This window comes from Streptomyces sp. NPDC004658, from assembly GCF_040609555.1.
GTDB lineage: Bacteria > Actinomycetota > Actinomycetes > Streptomycetales > Streptomycetaceae > Streptomyces.
In genome coordinates this window covers 69,651-94,627 of the sequence record NZ_JBEXKG010000004.1, presented here as the reverse complement: position 1 = coordinate 94,627, position 24,977 = coordinate 69,651, and the positions used below count along the sequence as shown (strand labels likewise).

Below are 24,977 nucleotides of genomic sequence, written 5' to 3'. Positions count from 1 at the left end.
AGGGGTGGCGGGACCGCCGGACGCACCGGCGGGCCCGCTGCCCGCACTGAGCCCCGGATCCATCGAACGGCGGACAAGATCGGGGCTAGACCACGCGGCATGTTTCCGCAACTCGCCTCATACCGGAAAAACGGGACATGTAGCGCTATCTTGCTGCAGGTGATCCAGGCCTTCGGACTGACCAGCAACCCCCGCAAGGCGCATCCGCCCGCCGTCGACGACGTTTCCTTCGAAGCGCGCGCCGGGCATGTCACCGCGCTCCTCGGGGCCGCGGGTGCGGGCAAGACGACGGCGCTCAAACTGATGCTTGAGCTCCAACCGGGGCGCGGCATCACCTACTTCAGGGGGCGGCCCCTGCATCGGATCGCGCATCCGTCGCGGGAAGTCGGCGTACTCCTCGGCGATGTCCCAGGCCACCCGTCCCGCTCGGTCCGAGGTCATCTGCGCATGCTGTGCGCGGCGGCGGGAGTTCCCGCCCGGCGGGCCGACGAGGTACTCGAAGTGGTCGGTCTCGTCAGTCTCCGCGAGGAGCGCCTCGGCACGCTCTCGCGTGGCATGGACCGCAGACTCGGCCTGGCCTGCGCCCTGCTGCCCGACCCGCACACGCTCGTCCTGGACGAACCCGCCGACGGCCTCTCCGCCCGCGAGGCCCAGTGGCTGCACAGCATGCTGCGGGCCCACGCCGCCCAGGGCGGCACGGTGCTCTTCACGACGGCCGACACCAAGGAGGCCGCGCGCAGCGCCGACAGGGTCGTCACCCTCGACGCCGGCAGAGTCGTCGCGGACCAGGAAGCAAGGGCGTTCGCCCGCACCCGGCTACGCCCCCGCGTGGCCGTCCGCAGCCCCCACGCCGTGCGCCTCGCGGCCCTGCTCACCAAAGACGCGCGTACCGCTCGCCGCTCCGTCGAGGTCGTACGCGAGGGCGGCAACCGCCTGTCGGTGTACGGCACCACGACCGCCGACGTCGGCGAGATCGCGTTCCGTCACGGCATCCTCGTTCATCAACTGGCCGACGAAGTCGGCGACATGGGGCCGGGAGCCGGTGCCGAGGGCGACGCGGCGGTGATCTCCACCGAGCCCCCGCAGGCCGTCCAGGACGCAGCGCCGGCGGACCGGAACACCTGGTCGGACCGCAGCCAAGCGGAACAGGAGCCGGCGGCGTCCGACGCCCCGTACGGGGAGCCGGAGCAGGCCTCGGCGGGTCCTTCGTGGGCGCGTCGCCGACGTACCGGGTCGGGCCGCGCGGCGCCGGAGTCCGCCCCGGGCTCGCCGCTGGGATCCGGCTCGGCCGCACTCGGAGGCTCACCGCAGAGCCCCAGCGACGCCAACGGCGAGTCGCCGACGGCGCCCGAACACGCGCGGCCGGTGTCCGAGGACATCACGACGCCTGCCCTTAACGCGGCGGACTCTCGCGCCGCGGAGCCGCCGGCGGAGTCACGCGTCCCGGCGACCGATCCGGCGACGGGCGAACCCCGCGCGACGGCCCCCGGTCGATCGGCACCCGCGCCGGACTCAGGGCCGCCGGAGCACTCCCCGCCCGACACGACCTGTGCCGGGCAGCCGTCGCGGCCCGGGGAACACGTCCTCGAGTCCTCGGCGCCGGCGCCCGAGCGGGCCACGGGAAGCCTCTCCCGGGCCGGTGAAGGGCGACGGGTCCCCGAACTTGCGGCGCGGGAACGCGGGGGAACCGCGGACGGGGAACGGACCGGGACCGGCGGCCGCGGTCCTGATCAAGGCAGCGCGGCAGAACGTCCGCTGATCGTCTCCAGCGCTACGACGCGCGACGCGCCGTCGGCCGGCGCAGCCGACGGCGGCACCCACGACGGAGTCACCGCATCCGGCGACAAGAAGACGGCCGGTCCTGACGCCGGTGATGCGCCCGCCAGGGCCGCCGACGGCCGGTCCACCCACGCGGCGGCCACCCCGGACACCGGCCTCGGTGAAATCGCCACGGTCTCCGAACCGCAGGCCGGACGTACCCGCACTCCCACAACGACCGTGGCCGGCCCCCGCACCCTCCTCCCCGGGGCCAGGAACCCCGCCGCCCGGCAGCAGCAGACCGGCCGCGCCGCCCTGCCCGACGGTGTCCGCGCCCTCCCCGCCCCCGCCCCTCTCCCGCCCCCCATCTCCGTCCGCCCCGCCCGCAGCCCCCTCCGCCCCCTGCGGTACGAGATCCGGCGCGCCGCCGGAATCGGCACCGGTTTCCTCACCTGCGGTGCCGTGCTGGTGGTGTCCGCGCTCACCGCCGTACTCCTGGCACGGCTCGGTCACACCCCGCAGGCGCGGCTGTTCGCTGCGTGGCCGCGGCAACTGCCGCTGCCGCCCGCGGCGCTCGCGGCGGGGCTGCTCGGTGCGCTGGCCTTCGGGGACGAGTTCCGCCACCCCGCCCTGGCGGCCGACCGTGGCACCGTCCCCCGCCGGCTGGGGCTGCTCACCGCGAAACTGCTCGTCTCCGGAGCCACCGCGGTGCTGCTCGCCTTCCTCACCGTGGGCTGCGACGCCGAAGTGCTCTACATCGTCTACGGACGGGAGCTGGCGCAGGTTCCCGCGGACTGGCTTTCGCTGACCGCGAGTTGGTTCGGGCTGGTCGTCGGTTGCGCCTGGGCCGGTGTGCTGGCGGCCGGTGTGTTCGGGTCCACCACGGCAGGACTGGCCGCCGTTCTCGCCGTACCCGTCCTCGTCGTGCCTGTCGTCCACAAGGCGCTGGAAGGCCCGGCCGTACGGATGGCGGCGGACTTCCCGGTGCGGATGCGGGAGGTCTTCCTGCTGCAGTGGCCCTTCGGAGGGGAGCGGTACCTGGTCGCGGCCGCGCGGATCCTCGCTCAACCTGTGGGGGGCGCGCTGGCGTTGTCGCTGGCGGCGCTGCTGTGTGCGTACCTGCTCACAGCGCTGCGCACCCGGTTCGGATGACAACCGTCCGCACGCTTCCGTTCTCGCTGTGTGCACAACTCCCCGAAGAAGGGCCATTTCTTTTCGATAAGGCGTCAATTGCGACGCCGTGAGCGATCACCCTTTCGTGTGCTTTTCACCAAAGACCTCAAGGGAGTTGAAGGCGGCGCCGACAAAGGATCCGTGAGTACCCTTGCGCACACCATGATGACCGCCGCCCGCTCCGCAGACTCAGGTCTGGCCGGCCCGGGCGAACTCGACCGCTACCCCTACGCCGAGGCCCCGGTGACCGACCGCGTCGGCGCTCCTGTCTGGGACGGCGGGGACCCCGAGCTGGGCCGTGTCAGCAGGCGGGCCTCGGGCAGCCGCGGACGCGGACTGCACGGCCAACTCGTCCAGCAGCTGGGACAGATGATCGTCTCCGGCGACCTGGGCGCCGACCGCCCGCTGGTGCCCGAGGAGATCGGCCAGCGCTTCGAGGTCTCCCGCACCGTCGTCCGCGAGTCCCTCCGCGTCCTCGAGGCCAAGGGCCTGGTCAGCGCCCGCCCGAACGTCGGCACGCGCGTGCGTCCCGTCAGCGACTGGAACCTGCTCGACCCGGACATCATCGAGTGGCGGGCCTTCGGGCCGCAGCGCGACGACCAGCGCCGGGAACTGAGCGAGCTGCGCTGGACGATCGAGCCGCTCGCCGCCCGTCTCGCCGCCGGGCACGGGCGCGAGGAGGTGCAGCAGCGTCTCTGCGACATGGTAGAGATCATGAGCCACGCGCTGGCCCAGGGCGACGCGCTCACCTACTCGCGCGCGGACACCGAGTTCCACACCCTGCTGATCCAGATCGCGGGCAACCGCATGCTGGAGCACCTGTCCGGCATCGTCTCGGCGGCGCTCCAGGTCTCCGGCGGCCCGGTCACCGGCTGCGACCGGCCGAACGAGGCGTCCCTCGCCCAGCACGCGCGGATCGTCGACGCGCTCGGCACCGGCGACGGCACGGCGGCGGAGACGGCCATGCGCCAGCTCCTCACCATCCACCCCGAGGTGGAGCGCGTGGTTCCCGCCCCGCGCGAGCACTGACCTCGCGAGGAACACGGTGCGGTCGCCGGTGTGCGGCGTTCTCTGGTACTCGCGGCGGCACCAGGCCCGGGTACCGGCCGCCGCCGGACCCGGCCGGACCATCCGCAGGTCCGGCCGGGTCCGGCGGTGACGGGAAACCCTGGTCGCGGGTGCGGCCGGTCCGAAGGCCAGCGATGATCTCATTTGCACATGTCTGACTGCCTTTGACCGCTTACGGGGTGTGACTCGGGCCACGCAGATTGGGCGTAACGCTCGTGGAGACAGCGCGATGACGTAAGAGGTGATAGCCGCGGAGGGAATACGGACGCCGAACGAGGCGCTGTGCATCTTCCCGGCCCCCGCCCGCGCCGTCGGCCCATCCCCAGGCCGGTGGTCGGCTCCTGTCCCCAGTGGACGGTGCCGGAAGCCGTTTTCCAACGTTCCGAGAGGTTGTTCGTGTCGGCCAGCACATCCCGTACGCTCCCGCCGGAGATCGCCGAGTCCGTCTCTGTCATGGCGCTCATTGAGCGGGGAAAGGCTGAGGGGCAGATCGCCGGCGACGATGTGCGTCGGGCCTTCGAAGCTGACCAGATTCCGGCCACTCAGTGGAAGAACGTACTGCGCAGCCTCAACCAGATCCTTGAGGAAGAGGGTGTGACGCTGATGGTCAGTGCCGCAGAGCCCAAGCGCACCCGCAAGAGCGTCGCAGCGAAGAGCCCCGCCAAGCGCACCGCCACCAAGACGGTCGCGGCGAAGACGGTGACCACCCGGAAGGCCACCGCGACCACGGCCGCCCCCGCGGCGGCGCCCGCCGCTCCGGCCGCAGCCGATTCCGCCGAAGAAGCCGCACCCGCCAAGAAGGCCGCCGCCAAGAAGGTAGCCGCCAAGAAGACGGTCGCCAAGAAGGCCGTCGCCAAGAAGACGGCCGCCAAGAAGACCACGGGCAAGAAGGACGACGTCGAGCTTCTCGAGGACGAGGTTCTCGAGGACACCAAGGTCGCCGACGAGCCCGAGGGCACCGAGAGCGCCGGCTTCGTCCTCTCCGACGAGGACGAGGACGACGCGCCCGCGCAGCAGGTCGCCGCGGCCGGCGCCACCGCCGACCCGGTCAAGGACTACCTGAAGCAGATCGGCAAGGTCCCCCTGCTCAACGCCGAGCAGGAGGTCGAGCTGGCCAAGCGCATCGAGGCGGGTCTGTTCGCCGAGGACAAGCTGGCGAACTCCGACAAGCTCGCCCCGAAGCTCAAGCGCGAGCTGGAGATCATCGCCGAGGACGGCCGACGCGCCAAGAACCACCTGCTGGAGGCCAACCTCCGACTGGTGGTCTCCCTGGCCAAGCGCTACACCGGCCGCGGCATGCTCTTCCTGGACCTCATCCAGGAGGGCAACCTCGGTCTGATCCGCGCGGTCGAGAAGTTCGACTACACCAAGGGCTACAAGTTCTCCACGTACGCCACCTGGTGGATCCGTCAGGCGATCACCCGCGCCATGGCCGACCAGGCCCGCACCATCCGCATCCCGGTGCACATGGTCGAGGTCATCAACAAGCTCGCGCGCGTGCAGCGCCAGATGCTCCAGGACCTGGGCCGCGAGCCCACCCCGGAGGAGCTGGCCAAGGAGCTCGACATGACCCCGGAGAAGGTCATCGAGGTCCAGAAGTACGGCCGCGAGCCCATCTCGCTGCACACCCCGCTGGGCGAGGACGGCGACAGCGAGTTCGGTGACCTCATCGAGGACTCCGAAGCCGTCGTCCCGGCCGACGCGGTCAGCTTCACGCTCCTGCAGGAGCAGCTGCACTCCGTCCTGGACACCCTGTCCGAGCGGGAGGCGGGCGTCGTCTCCATGCGCTTCGGTCTCACCGACGGTCAGCCGAAGACCCTCGACGAGATCGGCAAGGTGTACGGCGTGACGCGTGAGCGCATCCGCCAGATCGAGTCCAAGACCATGTCGAAGCTGCGTCACCCGTCGCGCTCCCAGGTGCTGCGCGACTACCTCGACTAGATCGCGGTCGTACGGCGGCGAAGGCCCGGCTCCCCCGTGGGAGCCGGGCCTTCGTGCTGCGCGCCCTCCCGGCGTGGATCACTCTGGGTGTCCCAGGAGGACCCAGAGTGAGGAGCATGCATGCGCCGTTCCGTTGTCCGGGCACTGGTCCGGCCGCTGGCCCTGGCGGCCACCGTGACCGCGATACCCCTGGTGAGCATGGCTCCCGCCGTCGCCGACAGCGTCGTGGTCGGAGGGTTCCCGATCGACGTCTCGCAGGCTCCGTGGACGGTGGCGCTGGCCAGCCGTGACCGATTCGGAGGTATGCGGGCGGGCCAGTTCTGCGGCGCCGTGGCCGTCGGGCGCACCACCGTGGTCACCGCGGCCCACTGTCTGTCCGAGGAGGTCCTCGGGACGCCGCCGAACCGTGTACGCGACCTCAAGGTCATCGCGGGCCGCACCGACCTGCTCTCGGAACAGGGGGAGGAGATCGCCGTACGGGAGGTCCGGATCAATCCCGCGTACGACGCCATGACCAATTCAGGAGACTTCGCGGTCCTCGGGCTCTCTGGGCCGCTGCCGCAGAGCGCCGTCGTCTCCATGGCGGCCACGGGCGATCCGGCGTACACGCCGGGCACGCAGGCCCTGGTGTCCGGTTGGGGGGACACGACCGGCGGAGGGGCCTACGCGCACCGGCTCCACGCCGCACGCGTACGCGTGCTGCCGGACGAGATGTGTGCCCGCGCCTTTCCGGGCGGCCCTGACGGCGCCTACCGGGCCGCCACCATGCTGTGCGCCGGTGAGCTCGCCGGAGGCCCCGACGCCTGCCAGGGGGACAGCGGCGGGCCTCTGGTGGCCGGGGGGCGGCTGATCGGCCTCGTGTCATGGGGGAGCGGCTGCGGTCGGCCGGGGCTCCCCGGCGTCTACACGCGCGTCTCCGAGATCGTACGAGCGCTGCGGCCGGCCACGGGGTCCCAGCCTTCCGGGGACTCGTGAGCACGCGTCCGCGGGCATGAGCACGGGCGGCCACTCCTGGCGAGGAGCGGCCGCCCGTTCACCGGCCTGTGCCGGGGCTGGCTCGTCGTGGTGCGAGATTCAGCGCTCTTCGTCGGAAGCGGTGTTCGGAACGGACGTCAGCCGCTCCGTCTCGTCCTGTATCTCAGCGGCGATCTTCTTGAGTTCCGGCTCGAACTTGCGACCGTGGTGGGCGCAGAAGAGCAGTTCTCCGCCGCTGAGCAGGACGACGCGCAGGTATGCCTGGGCGCCGCAGCGGTCGCAGCGATCGGCGGCCGTCAGGGGGCTCGCGGGGGTCAGAACAGTAGTCACGTCGCCTCTTCTCTAGCTCGACGAGCTGTCGTACCAGGGTCAACATCCAACCAGCCCGAAAACGTTCCCGCTCGTGGCTTTTCCTCGAAAAAATCTTTCCGGGGCGGCTGTCTGCTGCCGGTTGGCGGCGAAGGTGCCGTATTGCGTCTCTTGTATGCGTACGGGTTCGCGCTGTCTTGCTGTCTCGGTCCTCCCGGCCGGGTTGCCGGTTGTTCATGAGGACGTGCCCGGAGCCTAAATGGTTCATGCCTCGAAGGGAACGTGATGTGTGCTTCACTCCCACGAGGGATCGAACAGGCATACGAGTGTGGACTAGTGTGAGTTGCCGACGAGGGTGGCGTTACACCGGCTCTACCAGGGCTCGGTACCCTCTGTGCGGCGACCGAAGCCGCCCCCTTACCCAAAAGGGGGCCACCTGAAATTCAGCGAGGAGCGAACCGCGTGACCGCCGATACGTCCGTGCCGTCCACAGCGCTGCTGGCAGGAGCAGACCGCGACGGTTCCAACTACACCGCGCGGCACCTGCTCGTCCTTGAGGGTCTTGAGGCCGTGCGCAAGCGCCCCGGCATGTACATCGGCTCGACCGACAGCCGCGGTCTGATGCACTGCCTGTGGGAGATCATCGACAACTCCGTGGACGAGGCCCTCGGCGGCTACTGCGACCACATCGAGGTGATCCTCCACGACGACGGCTCCGTGGAGGTGCGCGACAACGGCCGCGGCATCCCCGTGGACGTGGAACCGAAGACCGGCCTGTCCGGCGTCGAGGTCGTCATGACCAAGCTGCACGCCGGCGGCAAGTTCGGCGGCGGCTCCTACGCGGCCTCCGGCGGCCTGCACGGTGTCGGTGCCTCCGTGGTCAACGCCCTCTCCGCCCGCCTCGACGTCGAGGTGGACCGCGGCGGCCACACCCACGCCATCAGCTTCCGGCGCGGCGTGCCCGGAGCCTTCGCCGCCGAGGGTGCCGACGCGAAGTTCGAGGCCAAGAGCGGGCTGCGCAAGGCCAAGAAGATCCCCAAGGCGCGCACCGGCACGCGCGTGCGCTACTGGGCCGACCGGCAGATCTTCCTCAGGGACGCCAAGCTGTCCCTGGAGAACCTGCACCAGCGCGCCCGGCAGACCGCGTTCCTGGTGCCCGGCCTGACCATCGTCGTCCGTGACGAGTTCGGGCTCGGCGAGGGCGGCAGCAAGGGCGAAGAGTCGTTCCGCTTCGACGGCGGTATCAGCGAGTTCTGCGAGTACCTGGCGAGCGACAAGGCCATCTGCGACGTCCTGCGCTTCTCGGGCAAGGGCACCTTCAAGGAGACCGTCCCGGTCCTGGACGAACACGGTCAGATGACCCCCACCGAGGTCACCCGTGAGCTGGGCGTCGACGTCGCGCTGCGGTGGGGCACGGGCTACGACACGACCGTGAGGTCGTTCGTCAACATCATCGCCACCCCGAAGGGCGGCACCCACGTCGCCGGCTTCGAGCAGGCCCTCACCCAGACGCTGAACGATGTGCTGCGTGCCAAGAAGCTGCTGCGCGTGGCCGAGGACAACATCGTCAAGGACGACGCCCTGGAGGGCCTCACCGCCGTCGTCACGGTCCGGCTGGCCGAGCCGCAGTTCGAGGGGCAGACCAAGGAGGTCCTCGGCACCTCGGCGGCCCGCCGCATCGTGAACAGCGTGATCAGCAAGGAACTGAAGGCGTTCCTCACGGCCACCAAGCGCGACGCCGCCGCCCAGGCCCGGGTGGTCATGGAGAAGGTGGTCGCGGCTGCCCGCACCCGGGTCGCGGCCCGTCAGCACAAGGATGCCCAGCGCCGGAAGACGGCCCTGGAGTCCTCGTCCCTGCCGGCCAAGCTCGCCGACTGCCGCAGCGACGACGTCGACCGCAGCGAGCTGTTCATCGTCGAGGGCGACTCGGCGCTCGGCACGGCGAAGCTGGCGCGGAACTCCGAGTTCCAGGCCCTGCTGCCGATCCGAGGCAAGATCCTCAACGTGCAGCGGTCGTCGGTCACCGACATGCTCAAGAACGCCGAGTGCGGCGCGATCATCCAGGTCATAGGAGCGGGCTCGGGCCGCACCTTCGACATCGACCAGGCCCGCTACGGCAAGATCATCATGATGACCGACGCCGACGTGGACGGCTCCCACATCCGCTGTCTGCTGCTCACGCTGTTCCAGCGCTACATGCGGCCCATGGTCGAGGCCGGCCGGGTCTTCGCCGCCGTGCCGCCGCTGCACCGCATCGAGCTGATCCAGCCGAAGAAGGGGCAGGAGAAGTACGTCTACACGTACTCCGACCGCGAGCTGCGCGACAAGCTCATGGAGTTCCAGAGCAAGGGCATCCGGTACAAGGACTCCATCCAGCGCTACAAGGGTCTGGGTGAGATGGACGCCGACCAGCTGGCCGAGACCACGATGGACCCGCGCCACCGCACCCTGCGCCGCATCAACCTCTCCGACCTGGAGGCCGCCGAACAGGTCTTCGACCTGCTGATGGGCAATGACGTGGCACCCCGGAAGGAGTTCATCTCCAGCTCGGCGGCGACGCTGGACCGGTCGCGCATCGACGCGTAGCCGCTGCGCTGGGCTTCGACCGGCGGGGGCGGGCTCTCGGCCGACGGGGCCGTTGTCCGGGGTGAGGGCTTCCCCGGGCAGGCGTGCCCCGTGGGCGGCGTCCGTTTCCGGGAGAGGCGGCGGTGGCGTGGGCGGGGTTCGCTGGAGCGCGCCTCGCCGCGCAGGGGACCAGGGGCGGGGATCAGGGGCTGTCGGGTGGCAGCCGAGTGGTCGTGTGCCGGGGCGTTCCGGGGTGAGCCGGGGGCGGCACGCCAGTGTGAGTGGACGGCCGGAAGGCAGGGTCACGGACGGCAGGGTCACGGACGGCAGGGGGCAGCGGCTGTGAGCTCGGAGCCCGCCAGCCGACCAACCGCCCGTCGGCCATCGTGCCCGGCGGTGATCCCCAGCGGCCACCTCCCGGTCTCCAGCGACATTCCACCGTGCGCAGGCCCGACCCGTGCGCAGCGGTCCCCTGGGGACGTGTCTCGCTTGACCAGCACCCACGCGGCTGCCCTGACCGGCCTGCCTGACCCCTCCGGCCTGACCGGCCTACTCTGACCCGCCTGCCCCGGCCCGCCTGCCCCGCGCCCCCGCTGACCACCTTCCACCCCGCCCCTTACAGCCACGCACCACTCGACCCCGACGGTCTCTCCACCCCTGGGTGGAGGCAGGCCGGTGCCAGGTTCCACCCGTGATCCACCCCGGCTCCGATCCCCTGGCCTGCCGACTTCCGTAGCTTCGAAGGCGTCGGCAGCGCTCGCTTCCGGCGCCGCCCTCTCGCTCACGGAGGTCCAGATGCCCGGGCTCGTCAACGCGCTGGTGATCGTGGTCGTCGTCGCCCTAGTGATCGCGCGGCAGTTCCGTGCGCGGGCGCTCGACACGGACCGGCGTTGGTGGCTGCTGCCCTTGATCCTGGCCGTCGTCGCACTGCGCGAGCCCGGCATCCTCGACGCCCACCACCGGGCCGAAGCCGCCGGACTGCTCGTCGTCGAGTTGCTCGTCGGCGTGGCCACCGGGGCCGGCTGGGGCTGGACCACCCGTATCTGGAGGGCGCCGGACGGTGTCGTATGGACCAAGAGCAGCAAGGCGAGCGGTGCCGTATGGGTCGTGGGCATAGCCCTGCGAGCCGGCGTCTTCGCCCTCGGCTCCGCTCTCGGTGTGCACCAGGACAGCTCCGCACTGATGCTCGGACTCGCCGGCACCCTGTTGGTCCGCGGCGGGATACTGGCCTGGCGGGCCCAGTCCGTCGGCGCCCCGAGCGCTCCCGTCCCGGCACACGGTGACGCCGAGCCGCTGGCGTGGAAGGAGCGCGTGTGACCGAGAACGTCTGGACGCGCTGGCCGTCGCGCGAAGCGCTCGGTCGCACGGGAACGACCCGCCCCCGGCGCCTGCTCGTCCGGGCCGTCCGACTGCTCCTCCTGGCCGTGCTGCTGTGGGGTGCCTTCCACCAGCGACAGGTCGGTCTCGGGGGAGGGCTCGCCGCAGCGGCGGCGATCCTCCTCGCCGGACTCGTCTCCTGGGCCTTCTACCGGACCACCTACGAGCACCGGCTCCTCCCCTCCCTGGCGCTCATGGGCATGCTCCTGGGCATCGCGGTCGCCGCCGAGGCGACGGGATTCAGAGGGCCGGCCCTCGTGATCTGGTGCGGCTGTGGAGTCGGCGCGCTGGAGCGGCTGCCGCTCGGGGCGGCGGTCCCCGTGGCAGCGGTGGCGCTGGCCTCCTACTCCGCGTTCACCAACGACGTCTGGCTGACCACGGCCGCCACCGTGGTCGGCCTGGCCCTCGCCGGGTACGCCATGCGGCTGGACGCGGAAGCCCGGGGCAGCGCGCAGCGGCTTCTCGCCCAGGAGCGCGCCGCGCGCGCAGCCGAGGCCGAGTCCGCGGCGCTTGCCGAGCGTGCCCGCATCGCCCGGGAGATCCACGACGTGCTGGCGCACAGTCTTTCGGCGCAGCTCGTGCACCTGGAGGCGGCCCGGCTGCTGATCGAGAGCGGCGCGGACCGGGACCGGATCCTGGAGCGGGTGGTGGCCGCCCGGGGCATGGCCCGCGACGGCCTCGCCGAGACCCGGCAGGCGCTGTCCGCGCTGCGGGGCGAGCTGACCCCGCTGGAGGAGTTCCTGGCCGAACTGGTCAGCACAGCCGGCGGCGCCGAGGTCACCGTCACAGGTGAACGCAGACCCCTCCCAGCCGAGGCGTCCCAGGCCGTGCGGCGGGTCGCCCAGGAGGCACTGACGAACGTCCGCAAGCACGCACAGGGCGCCAAAGTGACCGTGCGACTCGACTACGGCGAGCACGAGGTGACGTTGAACGTACGCGACTCGGGCGGTGAAGCGGGCGACCTGAACGGATCCGGGGGCGGGTACGGTCTGCTGGGCATGCGTGAGCGCGCCGAACTGCTGGGCGGTTCGCTGGACGCGGGACCGGACGAGGAGGGGTTCGTGGTGACGCTGAAGGTGCCCGTATGACGGAGACGGAGGGGGAGAGGAAGACCGCACGGGTAGTGGTGGCCGACGATCAGACCGTGGTCCGTGAGGGCATCGTGATGTTGCTCGGCCTGCTGCCCGGCGTGGAGGTCGTCGGGGCCGCGGGAGACGGGGAGGAGGCGGTGCGGCTCGTCGGGGAACTCGCTCCGGACGTCGTGCTGATGGACTTGAGGATGCCCCGCTGCGACGGCGTGGAGGCCACCCGGCGGATCCGTACGCTGTACCCGGGCACACAGGTGGTGGTGCTCACCACCTACGCGGACGACGATTCGCTGTTCCCCGCGCTGAAAGCCGGTGCCCGGGGTTACCTGACCAAGGACGCGGGCGGTGACGAGATCGTCCGTGCCGTGCACAGTGTGCTCTCGGGGGACGCGGGGCTGTCGCCGAGCGTCCAGCGACGGTTGCTGGAGCGACTGTCGCAGGCCGAGCCCGTGCCGGTGCCGGCGACCGGTGAGGCGCCCGACGGGCTGACCACGCGCGAGACCGAGGTCCTGGTGCTGATCGGCGAAGGTCTCAACAACCAGGAGATCGCTCGCCGGTTGCACGTGTCGACCGCGACCGTGAAGACCCATATCAACAACCTCTTCGCCAAGACGGGTCTCAAGGACCGGGCGCAGGCCGTGCGGTACGCCTACAGCAAGGGGCTGGTGCGGCCACCCACCGAGTGAATCACCTGATGGGGTGAAGAGCGGGAGGAAGAAGAGTCACGGATCCTCCCGTCCTGTCCATCCTTGGGCATGCAGTCAAGCAACGGTCGTCCGCGTGGAGTCGGGGACGGTCCCGAGAGACCGGCCGGGAACCAGGAAGGCGACGGCACGTCCTCCCGTGACGTGACGTACGAGGACCCCTGGTACGACACGTCGGCGTCGGGCTGGGGTGAGCTGGACGGTGCGGGCATGCCGGCGCCGGCCGTGCCGCCCGCACGCGCCGAGCCCGGAGCGTCGGCGGCGCGCGCCCGCGATGTGTACCTCGAGGTGCAGCGCAGTGAGGCGTTCCAGGAAGTGCGCGGCAGGTACCGGCGGTTCGTGGTGCCGGGGGTCGTGGCCTTCCTGGTGTGGTACGTGGCGTACGTGGTCGCGGCGACGACCGCGCCGGGACTCATGGCCCGGCCCGTGCTGGGGGCGGTGAACGTGGGGATGCTCGCGGGTCTCGGGCAGTTCCTCACCACGTTCCTGTTCACCTGGGCCTACGCCCGCCACGCGCGGCTGCGCCGGGACCGGGCCGCGCTGGAGTTGCGCTGGGACACCCAGGAGCTGGCCCGCGGAGCGCAGGGAGGGGCGCCGTGACCGGTGACCATCAGACGCCGGCGCTGCTGCTGTTCAGCGGGTTCGTGGTGGTCACCCTCGCGATCACGACGTGGGTGAGCCGCAGGCGGCAGGGTTCGGCGGAGGAGTTCTACGCGGGCGGGCGGCTGTTCTCCCCGATGGAGAATGGTTTTGCCATCGCGGGCGACTACATGTCGGCGGCCTCCTTCCTGGGGATCAGCGGGCTCATCGCGCTCTACGGGTACGACGGGCTCCTGTACGGGGTGGGGTTTCTCGTCGCGTGGCTGGTCGTGCTGTTCCTGGTGGCCGAACTGGTGCGTAACTGCGGACGGTTCACGCTGGCCGACGTGGTGGCCGCGCGGATGAGGGAGCGGCCGGTGCGGATCGCCGTGGGAGCCTCCTCGGTCACGGTGTCCGTGCTCTATCTCGTGGCGCAGATGGTCGGCGCCGGCAGTCTGGTGGCGTTGCTGCTGGGGCGGACGAGCGGAGTGGCCCAGGCCTGGACGGTCATCGGAGTCGGCGCGCTCATGGTGGTCTATGTGTCGTTGGGAGGGATGCGGGCCACCACCTGGATCCAGATCGTGAAGGCGGTCCTGCTGCTGAGCGGGACGGTCGTCCTGACCGTTCTGGTGCTGCTGCGCTTCCACGGCGATGTCGACCGGCTGCTGCTCACGGCGGCTGAGCGCAGTGGTCACGGGAGGGCGTTCCTGGCGCCGGGGCTGAAGTACGGCGGGGACTGGAACGCCCGGATCGACTTCATCAGCCTGGGGCTCGCGCTGGTGCTGGGCACGGCCGGCCTGCCGCACATCCTGTCCCGCTTCTACACCGTGCCGACCGCGCGGGCCGCCCGCCGTTCCGTGGTGTGGTCCATCGGTCTGATCGGCAGCTTCTACCTGATGACGATCGTCCTCGGCTTCGGGGCGGCGGCGGTGGTGGGGCCGCGGGCCGTGCGTGAATCCAACGCGGCCGGGAACACGGCGGTGCCCCTCCTCGCCCTCGACCTGGGCGGCGGAGCGGGCTCGACCGGGGGCACCGTGCTGTTCGCGGTGGTCGCCGCCGTGGCCTTCGCGACGATCCTCGCGGTGGTCGCGGGCATCACGCTGGCCTCCTCGGCATCGGTGGCCCACGACCTGTACGCGTCGCTGCGCACCCGGCGCGGCACGCCCCGCAGCGAGGTGGCCGTGGCCCGGTGGGCGGCGGTGGGCGTGGGCGTCGTGGCGATCGGGCTCGGTCTGCTGGCCCGTGATCTCAACGTCGCCTTCCTCGTCGGCCTCGCCTTCGCGGTCGCCGCCTCGGCGAACCTGCCGACCCTGCTCTACTCGCTGTTCTGGCGCGGCTTCACCACGCGGGGCGCGGTGTGGGCCGTGTACGGCGGGCTGCTCCCGGCGATCGGGCTCGTACTGTTGTCCCCGGTGGTGTCCGGCAGTCCGGATTCCCTGTTCCCCGGGGTCGACTTCCAGTACTTCCCGTTGGAGAACCCGGGCATCGTCTCCATCCCGCTCGGCTTCCTCGCCGGCTGGCTGGGCACGGTCACCTCGGACGAGGTCCCGGACGAGGGCAAGTACGCCGAGACGGAGGTGCGTTCGCTGACGGGGGCCGGAGCCGTGTAGCCGGGCCACCGCCCCGCTACGGCGCCACCCAGGCGTACCGGTGTTCCGGGCGGCCGGTGTCGCCGTACTTCAGGGAGAGGCGGAGGCGGCCCGCCTGTTCGAGGTGGCGGAGGTACCGCTGGGCGGTCGAGCGGCTCAGGCCCGTGCGGGCGGCCACCTCGTGGGCCGAGAGCGGATGGTCGGCGCGGTGCAGGACGCCGCAGATGAGGTCCGTCGTGGGCTCGGAGTGGCCGGTCGGCAGGCCGGGTGCGGAAGGGGCGGGGGCGGTGCGCAGGGCACCGAAGATCCGGTCGACCTGTTCCTGGCCCGTCAGGCCCCGGCCACCCACCCGGTCGACCGTGCGGCGCAGGGCGGCGTAGGAGTCCAGGCGGGTGCGCAGTGCGGCGAAGGTGAACGGTTTGACCAGGTAGTGCAGGGCGCCCAGGCGCATCGCCTGCTGGACGGTGGTCACATCGCTCGCTGCCGTGATCATGATGACGTCGGTGCCGTGGCCCTGCTCCCGCATGAGGTGCACGAGTTCCAGGCCGGTCCGGTCCGGCAGGTAGTGGTCGAGCAGGACCAGGTCGATGGAGCCGCGTTCCACGGCTGCCAGGGCCTGGGCGGCGCTGTGCGCGCGGGCGGCCACCCGGAAGCCGGGAACCTTTCCCACGTACTTGGCGTTGATCTCAGCGACACGGAAGTCGTCGTCGACCACCAGGACGTCAATCATCAGGCCTCTCCTTACAAGGCCGGCGAGCGTTAAGCCCGTGTTTCGGCTCCGCAGTTGTAGCGCGAGCAAAATGAGCACAACAGGTCCTTGCGAGCAAAAGAACGGCTTGTGCTCACAAGACTGCTGCTGTGGCCGGGGCCACACCTACCGTCCCGGCCCATGAGCGCACACACCAGCCCCGCCATCGAGCTGCGGGGCGCGAGCAAGACCTTCAGAACCCCGTCCGGGGGACTGCACACGGCGGTGCGCGGCCTGGACCTCACCGTGGAGCGCGGCGAGTTCGTGGCCGTCGTAGGACCGACCGGATGCGGAAAGTCCACCACGCTGACCCTGGTCAGCGGCCTGGAGGAACCCACCGAGGGCGAGGTGCTGGTGGCCGGGGAACCGGTTGACGGGGTCGGCGACAAGGTCGGCTTCGTCTTCCAGCAGGACGCCACCTTCCCCTGGCGGACGGTGCTGTCGAACGTCATGGCGGGCCCGCGCTTCCGGGGCGTACCCAAGGCGGAGGCCAAGCAGAGGGCCCGTGACTGGCTGGCCCGGGTGGGACTCGCGGCCTTCGAGGACCGCTATCCGCACCAGCTCTCCGGTGGCCAGCGCAAGCGGGTCGCGCTGGCGGCCACGTTCGTCAACGACCCCGAGATCCTGCTGATGGACGAGCCGTTCTCGGCGCTCGACGTGCAGACCCGGGCACTGATGTCGGACGAGCTGCTGGAGCTGTGGGAGGGCACCGGCGCCTCCGTCGTCTTCGTCACCCACGACCTGGAGGAGTCGATCGCGCTGGCCGACAAGGTCGTCGTGATGACCGCCGGACCCGCGACCGTGAAGCAGGTCTTCGACATCGACCTGCCCCGCCCGCGCAAGGTCGAGTCGGTGCGGCTGGAGCCGCGGTTCATCGAGATCTACCGCGAGATCTGGGAGTCCCTCGGCGAAGAGGTCCGCATCACCCGCGAGAGGGGTGCCGCCCATGTCGCCTGAGGTCCTCAGCACCCCGGTCGTCGACACCGTCAAGACACCCGACCGCGCGCAGACCCGGGCCCAGGCCGCCCGCCGGCGCAAGCTTTTGGTCAACACCGTGCGCGTGGTGCTCCTGGTGGCCGTGCTGGGACTGTGGGAGGCGCTGTCCCGTGCCAAGGTCATCGACCCGTTCAACTTCTCGATGCCCTCGAAGATCTGGGACCAGATCTGGACCTGGGTGACCCATGGGACAGCGCTCGGCTCCCTGGGCGAACAGATCTGGTACACGCTGTACGAGGCACTGCTCGGCTGGGTCATCGGCGTGGTCGCCGGTGTGCTGCTCGGCATCGCGCTCGGCCGGATCAGATTGCTCGCCGAGGTACTCGGTCCCTACATCAAGGTGCTCAACTCGATACCCCGGATCGTGCTGGCGCCCATCTTCCTGATCTGGTTCGGTCTCGGGCCCTCCTCCAAGGTCGCCTCGGCCGTGGTGCTCGTCTTCTTCCCGGTGTTCTTCAACGCCTTCCAGGGCGCCCGCGAAGTGGACCGCAACCTCGTGGCCAACGCCCGCATCCTCGGCGCGAGCGACCGCAGGGTCACCCTCCAGGTCGTCATCCCGTCGGCCACCTCCTGGATCTTCACCAGCCTGCACGTCAGCTTCGGCTTCGCGCTCATCGGCGCCATCGTCGGCGAGTACATCGGCGCGACCAAGGGCATCGGCCTGCTCGTCTCGCAGTCGCAGAACACCTTCAACGCCGCCGGCGTGTACGCGGCCATGGTCATCCTCGCCGTCGTCGCCCTCGTCGCCGAGGGACTGCTGACCTTCGCCGAGCGCCGCATCTTCCGCTGGCGGCCCACCGGTTCCGACAGCTGACCGGTCCTCCTCGCCACCCCCCGCTCCTTCCCGCACCGCCCTCTCACAAGGACGTGAACCGCCATGCGCAAGACCGCCAGATACGCCTCCCTGGCCGCCGCCGGACTGCTCGCCCTCTCCTCGCTCACCGCCTGCGCCAACGACGCGGCAAGCTCGACGGCCGACACCGGCAGTGGTGGGGGCGGCGGAAAGGGGGAGACCGTCAAGATCATGGTCGGCGGCCTGGACAAGGTCATCTACCTGCCCGCGATGCTCACCCAGCGCCTCGGCTACTTCCAGGCGGAGGGGCTGAACGTCCAGCTCCTCAGCGAGCCCGCCGGTGTCCAGGCCGAGACCGCGCTCGTCTCCGGCCAGGTGCAGGGAGCGGTCGGGTTCTACGACCACACCCTGGACCTCCAGGTGAAGGGCAAGTCGGTGGAGTCGGTCGTGCAGTTCTCGCACGCGCCCGGCGAGGTCGAGGTCGTCTCGAACAAGGCCGCCGGCGACCTCACCTCGCCCAAGGACTTCAAGGGCCGCAAGCTGGGCGTGACCGGGCTCGGTTCCTCGACCGACTTCCTCACCAAGTACCTCGCGGTCAAGAACGGAGTGAAGATCAGCGACTTCACGCCCGTCGCGGTGGGGGCCGGACCCACGTTCATCGCGGCGCTCCAGAAGGGCGCGATCGACGGCGGCATGACCACCGACCCGACCGTCGCGACGATCCTGGACAAGAAGGCCGGGAAGATTCTTGTCGACATGCGCACCCCCGAGGGCTCGCAGGAGGCGCTGGGCGGGCCGTACCCCTCGTCAAGTCTGTACATGCAGACGGACTGGGTGAACGGACACAAGGACACCGTCCAGAAGTTGGCCAACGCATTCGTCAAGACGCTCAAGTGGATGTCCACGCACAGCGCCGACGAGATCGCCGCCAAGATGCCCGCCGACTACTCCCAGGGCGACAAGGCGCTGTACGCGCAGGCCATCAAGAGCACCCTTCCGATGTTCACCGACGACGGCGTGATGCCCCAGGGCGGCCCCGAGACCGTCGAGAAGGTCCTCAAGGCGTTCAACCCCAACATCAAGAACGCGAAGGTCGACTTGAGCAAGACGTACACGACGGAGTTCGTCAAGGCGGTCAAGTGACCGCCGCCGCGTCGACGTGAGCGCGCTCAGGCGCGGGTCGCCCACACGTAACGGTGTTCCGGGCGGCCCGCGTCGCCGTACTTGAGCGTCAGCCGGGCCCGGCCGGTGCGCTCCAGGAGCTTCAGATACCGCTGGGCGGTCTGCCGGCTCACCCCCGTCCGCTCGGCGATCTCCTGGGCCGACAGGGGGCTTTCGGCGTTCAGCAGCGCCTGGCGCACCAGCTCGGCCGTCGTGGGGGAGTGTCCCTTGGGCAGCCCGGGCTCCGAGGGGGCGGACAGGGCGCCGAAGATGCGGTCCACCTCCGCCTGCTCGGCCTCGCCGCCGCCGTCCAGGGTGCGCCGCAGCTCGGCGTACGCCTCCAGCTTCGCCCGCAGACCGGCGAAGGCGAACGGCTTCACCAGGTACTGCAGCGCGCCCTGCCGCATGGCCGCCTGCACGGTCGACACGTCCCGCGCGGCCGTCACCATGATCACGTCGGTCTGGTGGCCGCGCCGGCGCATCTCCTGGACCACCGCGAGACCCGTGTCGTCGGGCAGGTAGTGGTCCATCAGCACGAGATCCAGCCGGGGCAGCGCCTCCACCTGGCGCAGCGCCTCGGCCGCGTTGTGCGCCTCGCCGGCGACGTGGAAGCCCGGCACCTTCTCCACGTAGGCCGCGTTGACCCGGGCGACGCGGGTGTCGTCGTCCACGACCAGGACCTCGATCATCGCGCCTCCTCCTCGGCGACGGCGGCGGTCCCGACGGACCGTTCGGGCACGGCCGGTTCCAGTTCCGGCTCGGTCAGCGCCTCGGGCAGGACCACGGTGAACTCCGCGCCGCCGCCGGCCGCCGTGCCCACGGCCGCGCTGCCGCCCTGCCGTTCGGCGAGCCGGCGCACCAGGGAGAGCCCGATGCCCCGTTTGCCGTGCGCGGGCGGCTTCTTGGTGGACCACCCCTCCGTGAAGACCAGTTCCCGCTGGTCCTCCGGGACCCCGGGGCCCGTGTCGCATACCCGCAGGACGACCGTACGGCCCTCCGTGCGCAACTCGACCTCCACGCGCGCGTGCGGTGTGCCCGCCACCGCGTCGAGGGCGTTGTCCACGAGGTTGCCCACGACCGTGACCAGCCCCCGGGGATCGATCAGCCGGTCCGGGAGCCGGGTGCGCTCCGACACCCACAGGGCGACCCCGCGCTCGGCCGCCACGGTCGCCTTGCCCACCAGCAGCGCGGCCAGCAGCGGGTCCTGGATCTTCTCCGTGACCTGTTCGGCGGTGGCGCGGTGGTCCCCGACCACCTCGCCGACGAACTCCACGGCGTCGTCGTACATCTCCAGCTCCAGCAGCCCCAGCAGGGTGTGCATGCGGTTGGCGTGCTCGTGGTCCTGGGCGCGCAGGGCGTCGATCAGCCCGCGCGTGGAGTCGAGTTCGCGTCCCAGCTGCTCCAGTTCCGTGCGGTCGCGCAGGGTCGCCACCGCGCCCCCGTCGTCGGTGGGCATACGGTTGGCGACCAGGACCCGGTGGCCCCGCACGGTGAGCAGGTCCGTGCCGGTCACGCGGCCGGCCAGCACGTCCGTCGTACGGCCCGCGCCCAGCGCCTCGTCGGGGGTCCGCCCGACGGCCTCGTCGCCGATGCCCAGCAGCCGCCGTGCCTCGTCGTTCAGCAGGCGGATACGGCCGCCCCGGTCGAGGGCGACCACGCCCTCCCGGATGCCGTGGAGCATCGCCTCGCGCTCCGCGAGCAGCGCCGAGATGTCGGAGAAGGCCAGGTCACGGGTCTGCCGCTGGACCCGGCGCGAGATCAGCCAGGCGGCCAGCGCGCCGACCGCGAGCGCGCCGCCGGCGTACGCGAACAGGCCCGGGATCGCGCTGATCAGCCGCGCCCGCACGCTGTCGTAGGCGATGCCGACCGAGACCGCGCCGACGATGCGGTGGTCGGCGTCGTACAGCGGCACCTTGCCGCGCGCCGAGCGTCCCAGGGTGCCCCTGTCGATCTCCATGACCTCCTTGCCGGCCAGGGCGTCGGTGGGGTCCGTGGAGACGCGCCGGCCGATCTCCGAGGCCGTGGGGTGCGACCAGCGCACCCAGTTCCGGTCCAGCACCACGATGTACTCGGCGTGCGTGGCCCGCCGGATCCGCTCGGCCTCCTCCTGCACGGGGCCGTTGCTGGTCGGCGGGGTGGTCAGGACGCCCTCGGCGATCTGCGGGTCCTGGGCCGTGGTCTCGGCGATGGCCAGCGCGCGGCGCATCGCCTCCTGGTCCAGCTGCTTGCTGAGCGGGGCGAGGAACAGCCCGGTCGCGAGCACCGCGACTCCCGCGGCGATCGCCACCTGCATCAGCAGCACCTGGGAGAACATCCGCCGCGGCAGACCGAGGCGCAGCCGGCGGGCGGGGGGAGTGGGGCTCATACCCACGACCGTACGTGGGGCGGCCGGACGCACCCCAGCGGGTGTGGTGCGGATCTCTTGATCCATGTGTTGATCAAGGGTTGACGGCATCCGAACCCCGCCGGTGTCCACGCCCGGTCAGCTCGCCAGCGCGGTCGGCCTCAGCTCGCGCACCTCGACCACGTCCATCCGGGCGGGCGCACCGAGCACCGTCGCGCCACAGCTCTCCGGGCGGGGCGGCAGCGACGTCCCCTGCGCCACGGTGACCCGCCACCGGCGGCCGTCGGCGTGCCGGACGATGACCTCCCAGCCCGAAGCGGTGCCGTCGGTCCGTACGACGCTGAGCACACCCGCCCGGTACTCGCCCGCGGCCGACCGGACGGCCAGCTCCGCGGCCTGGCCGGGTCGTTCCCACGCGGAGCACCCCCGGCACCCCTCCACGACCACGCGCCCCTCCCGGACGCCGTGCAGGGCCTCCTTGACGGTGTGCGCCTCGGCGCGGCCGTAGGCGTAGCCGTACGGCAGGACGAGCACCGTGGGCGCGAACCGATGTCCACCCAGATGGGTGACCTCCCAGACGCCGCGCACCCCCGAGGCGACCAGCTCCGTGGCGAGCGGGCGGCCCAGGAGGGCACAGCAGCGGTCGCGCTTGCCGTTGGTGCACACGAGCGCCAGCGGATCACCCCGGTGCGGCCGTCCGCCGAGCACCGCGCCGAAGGAACGGTGGTCGCCGGCCCCGAGGCCGGCGAGATCCAGGTCGAGCAGCCGCGACGGATCGCGCGTGGTGGCGCCGTGCAGCCACACGCGCCCGGGAACGGTGTGCGCGGCGTACACCTGCCGGATCGCGGGTGTACCCGGGTCGGCGTGGCGCCCCGGGCGCCGGATGAGCGCGATCCGCACGCCGGTTCCGTCGGCGGCGGCCTCCAGCGCCCGGCCCAGTGCGGGATCCAGGTGGCTGGACGTGAGCGCCTTGGCGCCCCATGGGCCCGGCTGTTCCAGCAGCAGCCACGTCGTCGCCGTGGCCGCCGTACCGGACACCGGCTCGTCGAGGCTCCGGGAGACGGTCGCACACCTACTCACAGAGGTGAGCCTAACCTGACTTCCCGCGGGGCGACTTCCGGCCCACCCGTGTCCTAGTCCGGGAGGGGCCGCGGCGGGCGCGGACCGACGTAGTGGCCGCTGGGCCGCATGCGCAGCGGACGCTCGCCGTACTCCTCCAGGGCATGGGCGATCCAGCCCGCGGTCCGCGCGACGGCGAAGATCGTCTCACCGGCCGTGGCCGGCATGCCGCTGGACGCGGTGAACACCGCGAGGGCCAGGTCCACATTGGCGTGCAGCGGGGTGTGCCGGGCGGTCGTCGCGACGAGGTCACGGGCCGCGAGCAGCGCGGACTCCGCGCGCGGGACCTGCTCCAGGAGGCCGAACAGCACCCGCGCGCGGGGGTCCTCGCCCGCATACAGCCGGTGGCCGAGACCGGGGATGCGGCGGCCCGCCCGCAGCTCGTCGGCGATCACCGGGACCGCCGTGCCCTGGTCGAGCACGTCCAGGAGCATCCGGTGGGCCAGACCGCTGGCCGCGCCGTGCAGCGGGCCCTCCAGGACGCCGAGCCCGGCCGAGACCGCCGCGTACGCGTGCGCCCGGGCGGACGCGGCGACCCGGACCGCCAGGGTGGACGCGGCCAGGTCGTGGTCGGCGAGCAGCCCGAGCGCGGTGTCCAGGACGCGCAGCGAGGCCTCGTCGGCCGGGTGGCCGGTCAGCCGCCCCCACAGGCGCTGCGCCAGCGGCCCGCCGTCCCTGTGGCCGGGACGGACCGGCGGGAGCGCGCCGACGAGGGTAGGGATGAGGACGCGCGCCGTGTTCAGCACCGCGTCCTCGGACAGGTCGAAGCGCAGCGGGTCCTCGGCCGCCGAGGCGATCGCGGCGACCCGCAGCCGGTCCACCGGGGAGGCGTGTTCGGACAGGGCGTCCACCGCGCGGCGGGCGACCGCGACGGTGGGCTCGGGCGCGGAGAACGTCACCCCGGGGGTCAGCCGGCCGGTCCACAGCCACTCCGCGACCTCCTCGTAGGAGCGGTGGGTGGCCAGCTCCACGGCGTCCACGCCCCGGTAGAAGTACCGGTCCTGGTCGATGAGCGTGATCCGGGTGCGGACGGACAGGTCTCCGCCGGAGCCGGGGCTCCCGGCCGCCTCCCGCCGGTTGCGGCGGGCCAGGGCCTCCACCTCCTTGGCCTCGAACGTGCTGGACCGGGCGCCGGGTTCGCGTCTGCTGCTGAGCAGGCCGCGGCTCACGTACGCGTAGACCGTCTCCGGCTTCACGCCGAGCAGTTCGGCGGTCTCCTTGGTGCTCAGCCGGCGCCCGGGACGGTGGGGAGCGGTGTCGGGATCGCGCATGGGGTCACCGTAGTCGCCTCTGCACATCTTGATAACGGTGAGTTGATTGAATCAACGTTGACAAGAAAATAGTCAAGCATGGACAGTCGGATCAAGCCGAGGCGCGAACGCCAGGCAGGAAAGCCAGGGAGGAAACCATGGCCGACAACGCGAGCGCCACCGCGCTCATCGACGCCCCGCGCGGTCTGGCCGGCGTCGTCGTCACCGAGACCGAGATCGGCGACGTCCGGGGCCGGGAGGGCTTCTACCACTACCGGCAGTACTCGGCCGTCGACCTCGCGCGGACCCGGACCTTCGAGGACGTCTGGCACCTCCTGGTCCACGGCACCCTCCCGGACACCCGGCGCGGTGCCGCCTTCGCCGCCGAGACCGCCGCCTTGCGGAGCCTGCCCGAGGACGTCCGCGCGGCCCTGCCCGCCATCGCCGCGGCCGGGCGGCGCTCCGGACCGCTGGCCGGACTGCGCACGGCCCTGTCCCTGTTCGGCGCGGCACAGGGCTTCCGGCCCGTGTACGACATCGACGCCGACCGGCGCCGCGCCGACACCGTGGCCGCCTGCGCCGCCGTACCCACCCTGCTCACCGCGCTGTACCGGCTCGGTCGCGGCCTCGACCCCGTCGAGCCGCGCCAGGACCTCTCCTACGCGGCCAACTACCTGTACATGTTGACGGGTTCGGAACCCGATCCGCGCCGGGCCCGTGCGGTCGAGCAATACCTGATCTCAACCATTGATCATGGATTCAACGCGTCAACCTTCACCGGACGCGTCATCGCCTCCACGGGCGCCGACGTGGCGGCCTGCCTGACGGGTGCCGTCGGCGCCCTGTCCGGGCCGCTGCACGGAGGCGCGCCCAGCCGGGCCCTGGACACCCTGGACGCGATCGGCACACCGGACCGGATCGACGCCTGGATACGCGAGCGGGTGCTCGCCGGTGACCGCATCATGGGCTTCGGGCACGCCGTCTACCGCACGGAGGACCCGCGGTCCCGCATGCTCCGCGAGATCGCCCTCGGCTTCGGCGGCCCGCGGGTGGACTTCGCGGTGGAGGTCGAGCGCCGCGTGGAGGCCATCCTCGCCGAGCTGAAGCCCGGCCGCGAACTCCACACGAACGTCGAGTTCTACGCCGGTGTGGTCATGGAACTGTGCGGCCTGCCCCGGGAGATGTTCACCCCCACCTTCGCGGCGGGTCGGGTCGTGGGCTGGAGCGCGAACATCCTGGAACAGGCCGCCGACTCGAAGATCATCCGCCCGGTCGCGCGGTACGTGGGCCCGGAGCCGAAGGCGGCGGTGCCCGCCGCCGAGTGAGCACGGCGGACCACCGCGTCCCGGGGCGAACGGCCATGTCCCGCCGCCGACGGCCGCGTCTTGGCGCCGACCGCCGTCGTGTCGCTGCGGCGACCGTCGTGTCCCGGCGTCGACC

At 71.5% G+C, this 24,977-nt stretch carries 20 protein-coding genes; 14 read left to right on the top strand and 6 right to left on the bottom strand.

The window, feature by feature from the left end; all coding sequences use genetic code 11:
- Positions 1–159: 159 nt before the first annotated feature.
- The 4 genes from ABZV94_RS03375 (at position 160) to ABZV94_RS03360 (ending at position 6,915) form a co-directional block, all read left to right on the top strand.
- Entirely contained in the window at positions 160–2,910 is a 2,751-nt protein-coding gene (locus tag ABZV94_RS03375) for an ATP-binding cassette domain-containing protein (protein ID WP_356336677.1), read from the top strand.
- 162 nt (positions 2,911–3,072) lie between these two features.
- A complete protein-coding gene (locus ABZV94_RS03370; protein ID WP_356336675.1) occupies positions 3,073–3,960 on the top strand; it encodes a FadR/GntR family transcriptional regulator in 888 nt (295 codons plus the stop codon).
- 435 nt (positions 3,961–4,395) lie between these two features.
- A complete protein-coding gene (locus tag ABZV94_RS03365; RefSeq protein WP_356336673.1) occupies positions 4,396–5,940 on the top strand; it encodes an RNA polymerase sigma factor in 1,545 nt (514 codons plus the stop codon).
- 120 nt (positions 5,941–6,060) lie between these two features.
- Positions 6,061–6,915 (top strand): serine protease, encoded by an 855-nt coding sequence (locus tag ABZV94_RS03360; RefSeq protein WP_356336671.1) that lies wholly within the window; start codon positions 6,061–6,063, stop codon positions 6,913–6,915.
- Positions 6,916–7,014: 99 nt separating this feature from the next.
- Here the strand turns inward: ABZV94_RS03360 and ABZV94_RS03355 are convergent, their stop codons facing one another.
- Entirely contained in the window at positions 7,015–7,245 is a 231-nt protein-coding gene (locus ABZV94_RS03355; protein ID WP_014675476.1) for a hypothetical protein, read from the bottom strand.
- A gap of 441 nt (positions 7,246–7,686) precedes the next feature.
- On the opposite strand from ABZV94_RS03355, the gene ABZV94_RS03350 reads away from it, so the two are divergent.
- The 6 genes from ABZV94_RS03350 (at position 7,687) to ABZV94_RS03325 (ending at position 15,147) form a co-directional block, all read left to right on the top strand.
- The gene (locus tag ABZV94_RS03350) at positions 7,687–9,810 is read left to right on the top strand and encodes a DNA topoisomerase IV subunit B (RefSeq protein WP_356336669.1); all 2,124 of its coding nucleotides are present in this window, start codon (positions 7,687–7,689) and stop codon (positions 9,808–9,810) included.
- Positions 9,811–10,584: 774 nt separating this feature from the next.
- A complete protein-coding gene (locus ABZV94_RS03345) occupies positions 10,585–11,106 on the top strand; it encodes a DUF1453 domain-containing protein (protein WP_356336667.1) in 522 nt (173 codons plus the stop codon).
- On the top strand, positions 11,103–12,254 hold the full coding sequence (locus ABZV94_RS03340) for a histidine kinase (protein ID WP_356336665.1): 1,152 nt from the start codon (positions 11,103–11,105) through the stop codon (positions 12,252–12,254). The genes ABZV94_RS03345 and ABZV94_RS03340 overlap by 4 nt, the downstream gene beginning before the upstream one ends.
- Positions 12,251–12,940, top strand: a complete 690-nt coding sequence (locus ABZV94_RS03335; RefSeq protein ID WP_356336663.1) for a response regulator transcription factor — start codon at positions 12,251–12,253, stop codon at positions 12,938–12,940. The genes ABZV94_RS03340 and ABZV94_RS03335 overlap by 4 nt, the downstream gene beginning before the upstream one ends.
- 69 nt (positions 12,941–13,009) lie before the next feature.
- Entirely contained in the window at positions 13,010–13,558 is a 549-nt protein-coding gene (locus ABZV94_RS03330) for a DUF485 domain-containing protein (RefSeq protein ID WP_356336661.1), read from the top strand.
- Positions 13,555–15,147 carry a cation acetate symporter gene (locus ABZV94_RS03325; protein WP_356336659.1) on the top strand — a complete coding sequence of 531 codons (1,593 nt, stop codon included), beginning with the start codon at positions 13,555–13,557 and terminating at the stop codon, positions 15,145–15,147. The genes ABZV94_RS03330 and ABZV94_RS03325 overlap by 4 nt, the downstream gene beginning before the upstream one ends.
- A 16-nt stretch (positions 15,148–15,163) precedes the next feature.
- Here ABZV94_RS03325 and ABZV94_RS03320 read toward each other — a convergent pair whose 3' ends face one another.
- On the bottom strand, positions 15,164–15,856 hold the full coding sequence (locus tag ABZV94_RS03320) for a response regulator (RefSeq protein ID WP_356336657.1): 693 nt from the start codon (positions 15,854–15,856) through the stop codon (positions 15,164–15,166).
- Between the two features lie 159 nt (positions 15,857–16,015).
- On the opposite strand from ABZV94_RS03320, the gene ABZV94_RS03315 reads away from it, so the two are divergent.
- The 3 genes from ABZV94_RS03315 to ABZV94_RS03305 all read left to right on the top strand — a co-directional run bounded on the left by ABZV94_RS03315 (position 16,016) and on the right by ABZV94_RS03305 (position 18,806).
- The gene (locus tag ABZV94_RS03315; RefSeq protein ID WP_014675484.1) at positions 16,016–16,831 is read left to right on the top strand and encodes an ABC transporter ATP-binding protein; all 816 of its coding nucleotides are present in this window, start codon (positions 16,016–16,018) and stop codon (positions 16,829–16,831) included.
- Positions 16,821–17,684 (top strand): ABC transporter permease, encoded by an 864-nt coding sequence (locus ABZV94_RS03310; RefSeq protein ID WP_356336655.1) that lies wholly within the window; start codon positions 16,821–16,823, stop codon positions 17,682–17,684. The genes ABZV94_RS03315 and ABZV94_RS03310 overlap by 11 nt, the downstream gene beginning before the upstream one ends.
- Before the next feature lie 63 nt (positions 17,685–17,747).
- Positions 17,748–18,806: an ABC transporter substrate-binding protein gene (locus ABZV94_RS03305; protein ID WP_356336652.1), complete on the top strand. Its 1,059-nt coding sequence runs from the start codon at positions 17,748–17,750 to the stop codon at positions 18,804–18,806.
- A 26-nt stretch (positions 18,807–18,832) separates the two neighbouring features.
- Here ABZV94_RS03305 and ABZV94_RS03300 read toward each other — a convergent pair whose 3' ends face one another.
- The 4 genes from ABZV94_RS03300 to ABZV94_RS03285 form a co-directional block, all read right to left on the bottom strand.
- Positions 18,833–19,513 carry a response regulator gene (locus tag ABZV94_RS03300; protein ID WP_356336650.1) on the bottom strand — a complete coding sequence of 227 codons (681 nt, stop codon included), beginning with the start codon at positions 19,511–19,513 and terminating at the stop codon, positions 18,833–18,835.
- Positions 19,510–21,189: a sensor histidine kinase gene (locus ABZV94_RS03295; RefSeq protein WP_356336648.1), complete on the bottom strand. Its 1,680-nt coding sequence runs from the start codon at positions 21,187–21,189 to the stop codon at positions 19,510–19,512. The genes ABZV94_RS03300 and ABZV94_RS03295 overlap by 4 nt, the downstream gene beginning before the upstream one ends.
- A gap of 117 nt (positions 21,190–21,306) precedes the next feature.
- A complete protein-coding gene (locus ABZV94_RS03290) occupies positions 21,307–22,248 on the bottom strand; it encodes a sucrase ferredoxin (protein WP_356336646.1) in 942 nt (313 codons plus the stop codon).
- A gap of 53 nt (positions 22,249–22,301) precedes the next feature.
- On the bottom strand, positions 22,302–23,558 hold the full coding sequence (locus ABZV94_RS03285) for a citrate synthase (RefSeq protein WP_356336643.1): 1,257 nt from the start codon (positions 23,556–23,558) through the stop codon (positions 22,302–22,304).
- A gap of 137 nt (positions 23,559–23,695) precedes the next feature.
- Between ABZV94_RS03285 and ABZV94_RS03280 the strand changes: the two genes are divergently transcribed.
- Positions 23,696–24,862 carry a citrate synthase/methylcitrate synthase gene (locus ABZV94_RS03280; protein ID WP_356336641.1) on the top strand — a complete coding sequence of 389 codons (1,167 nt, stop codon included), beginning with the start codon at positions 23,696–23,698 and terminating at the stop codon, positions 24,860–24,862.
- Positions 24,863–24,977 lie beyond the last annotated feature (115 nt).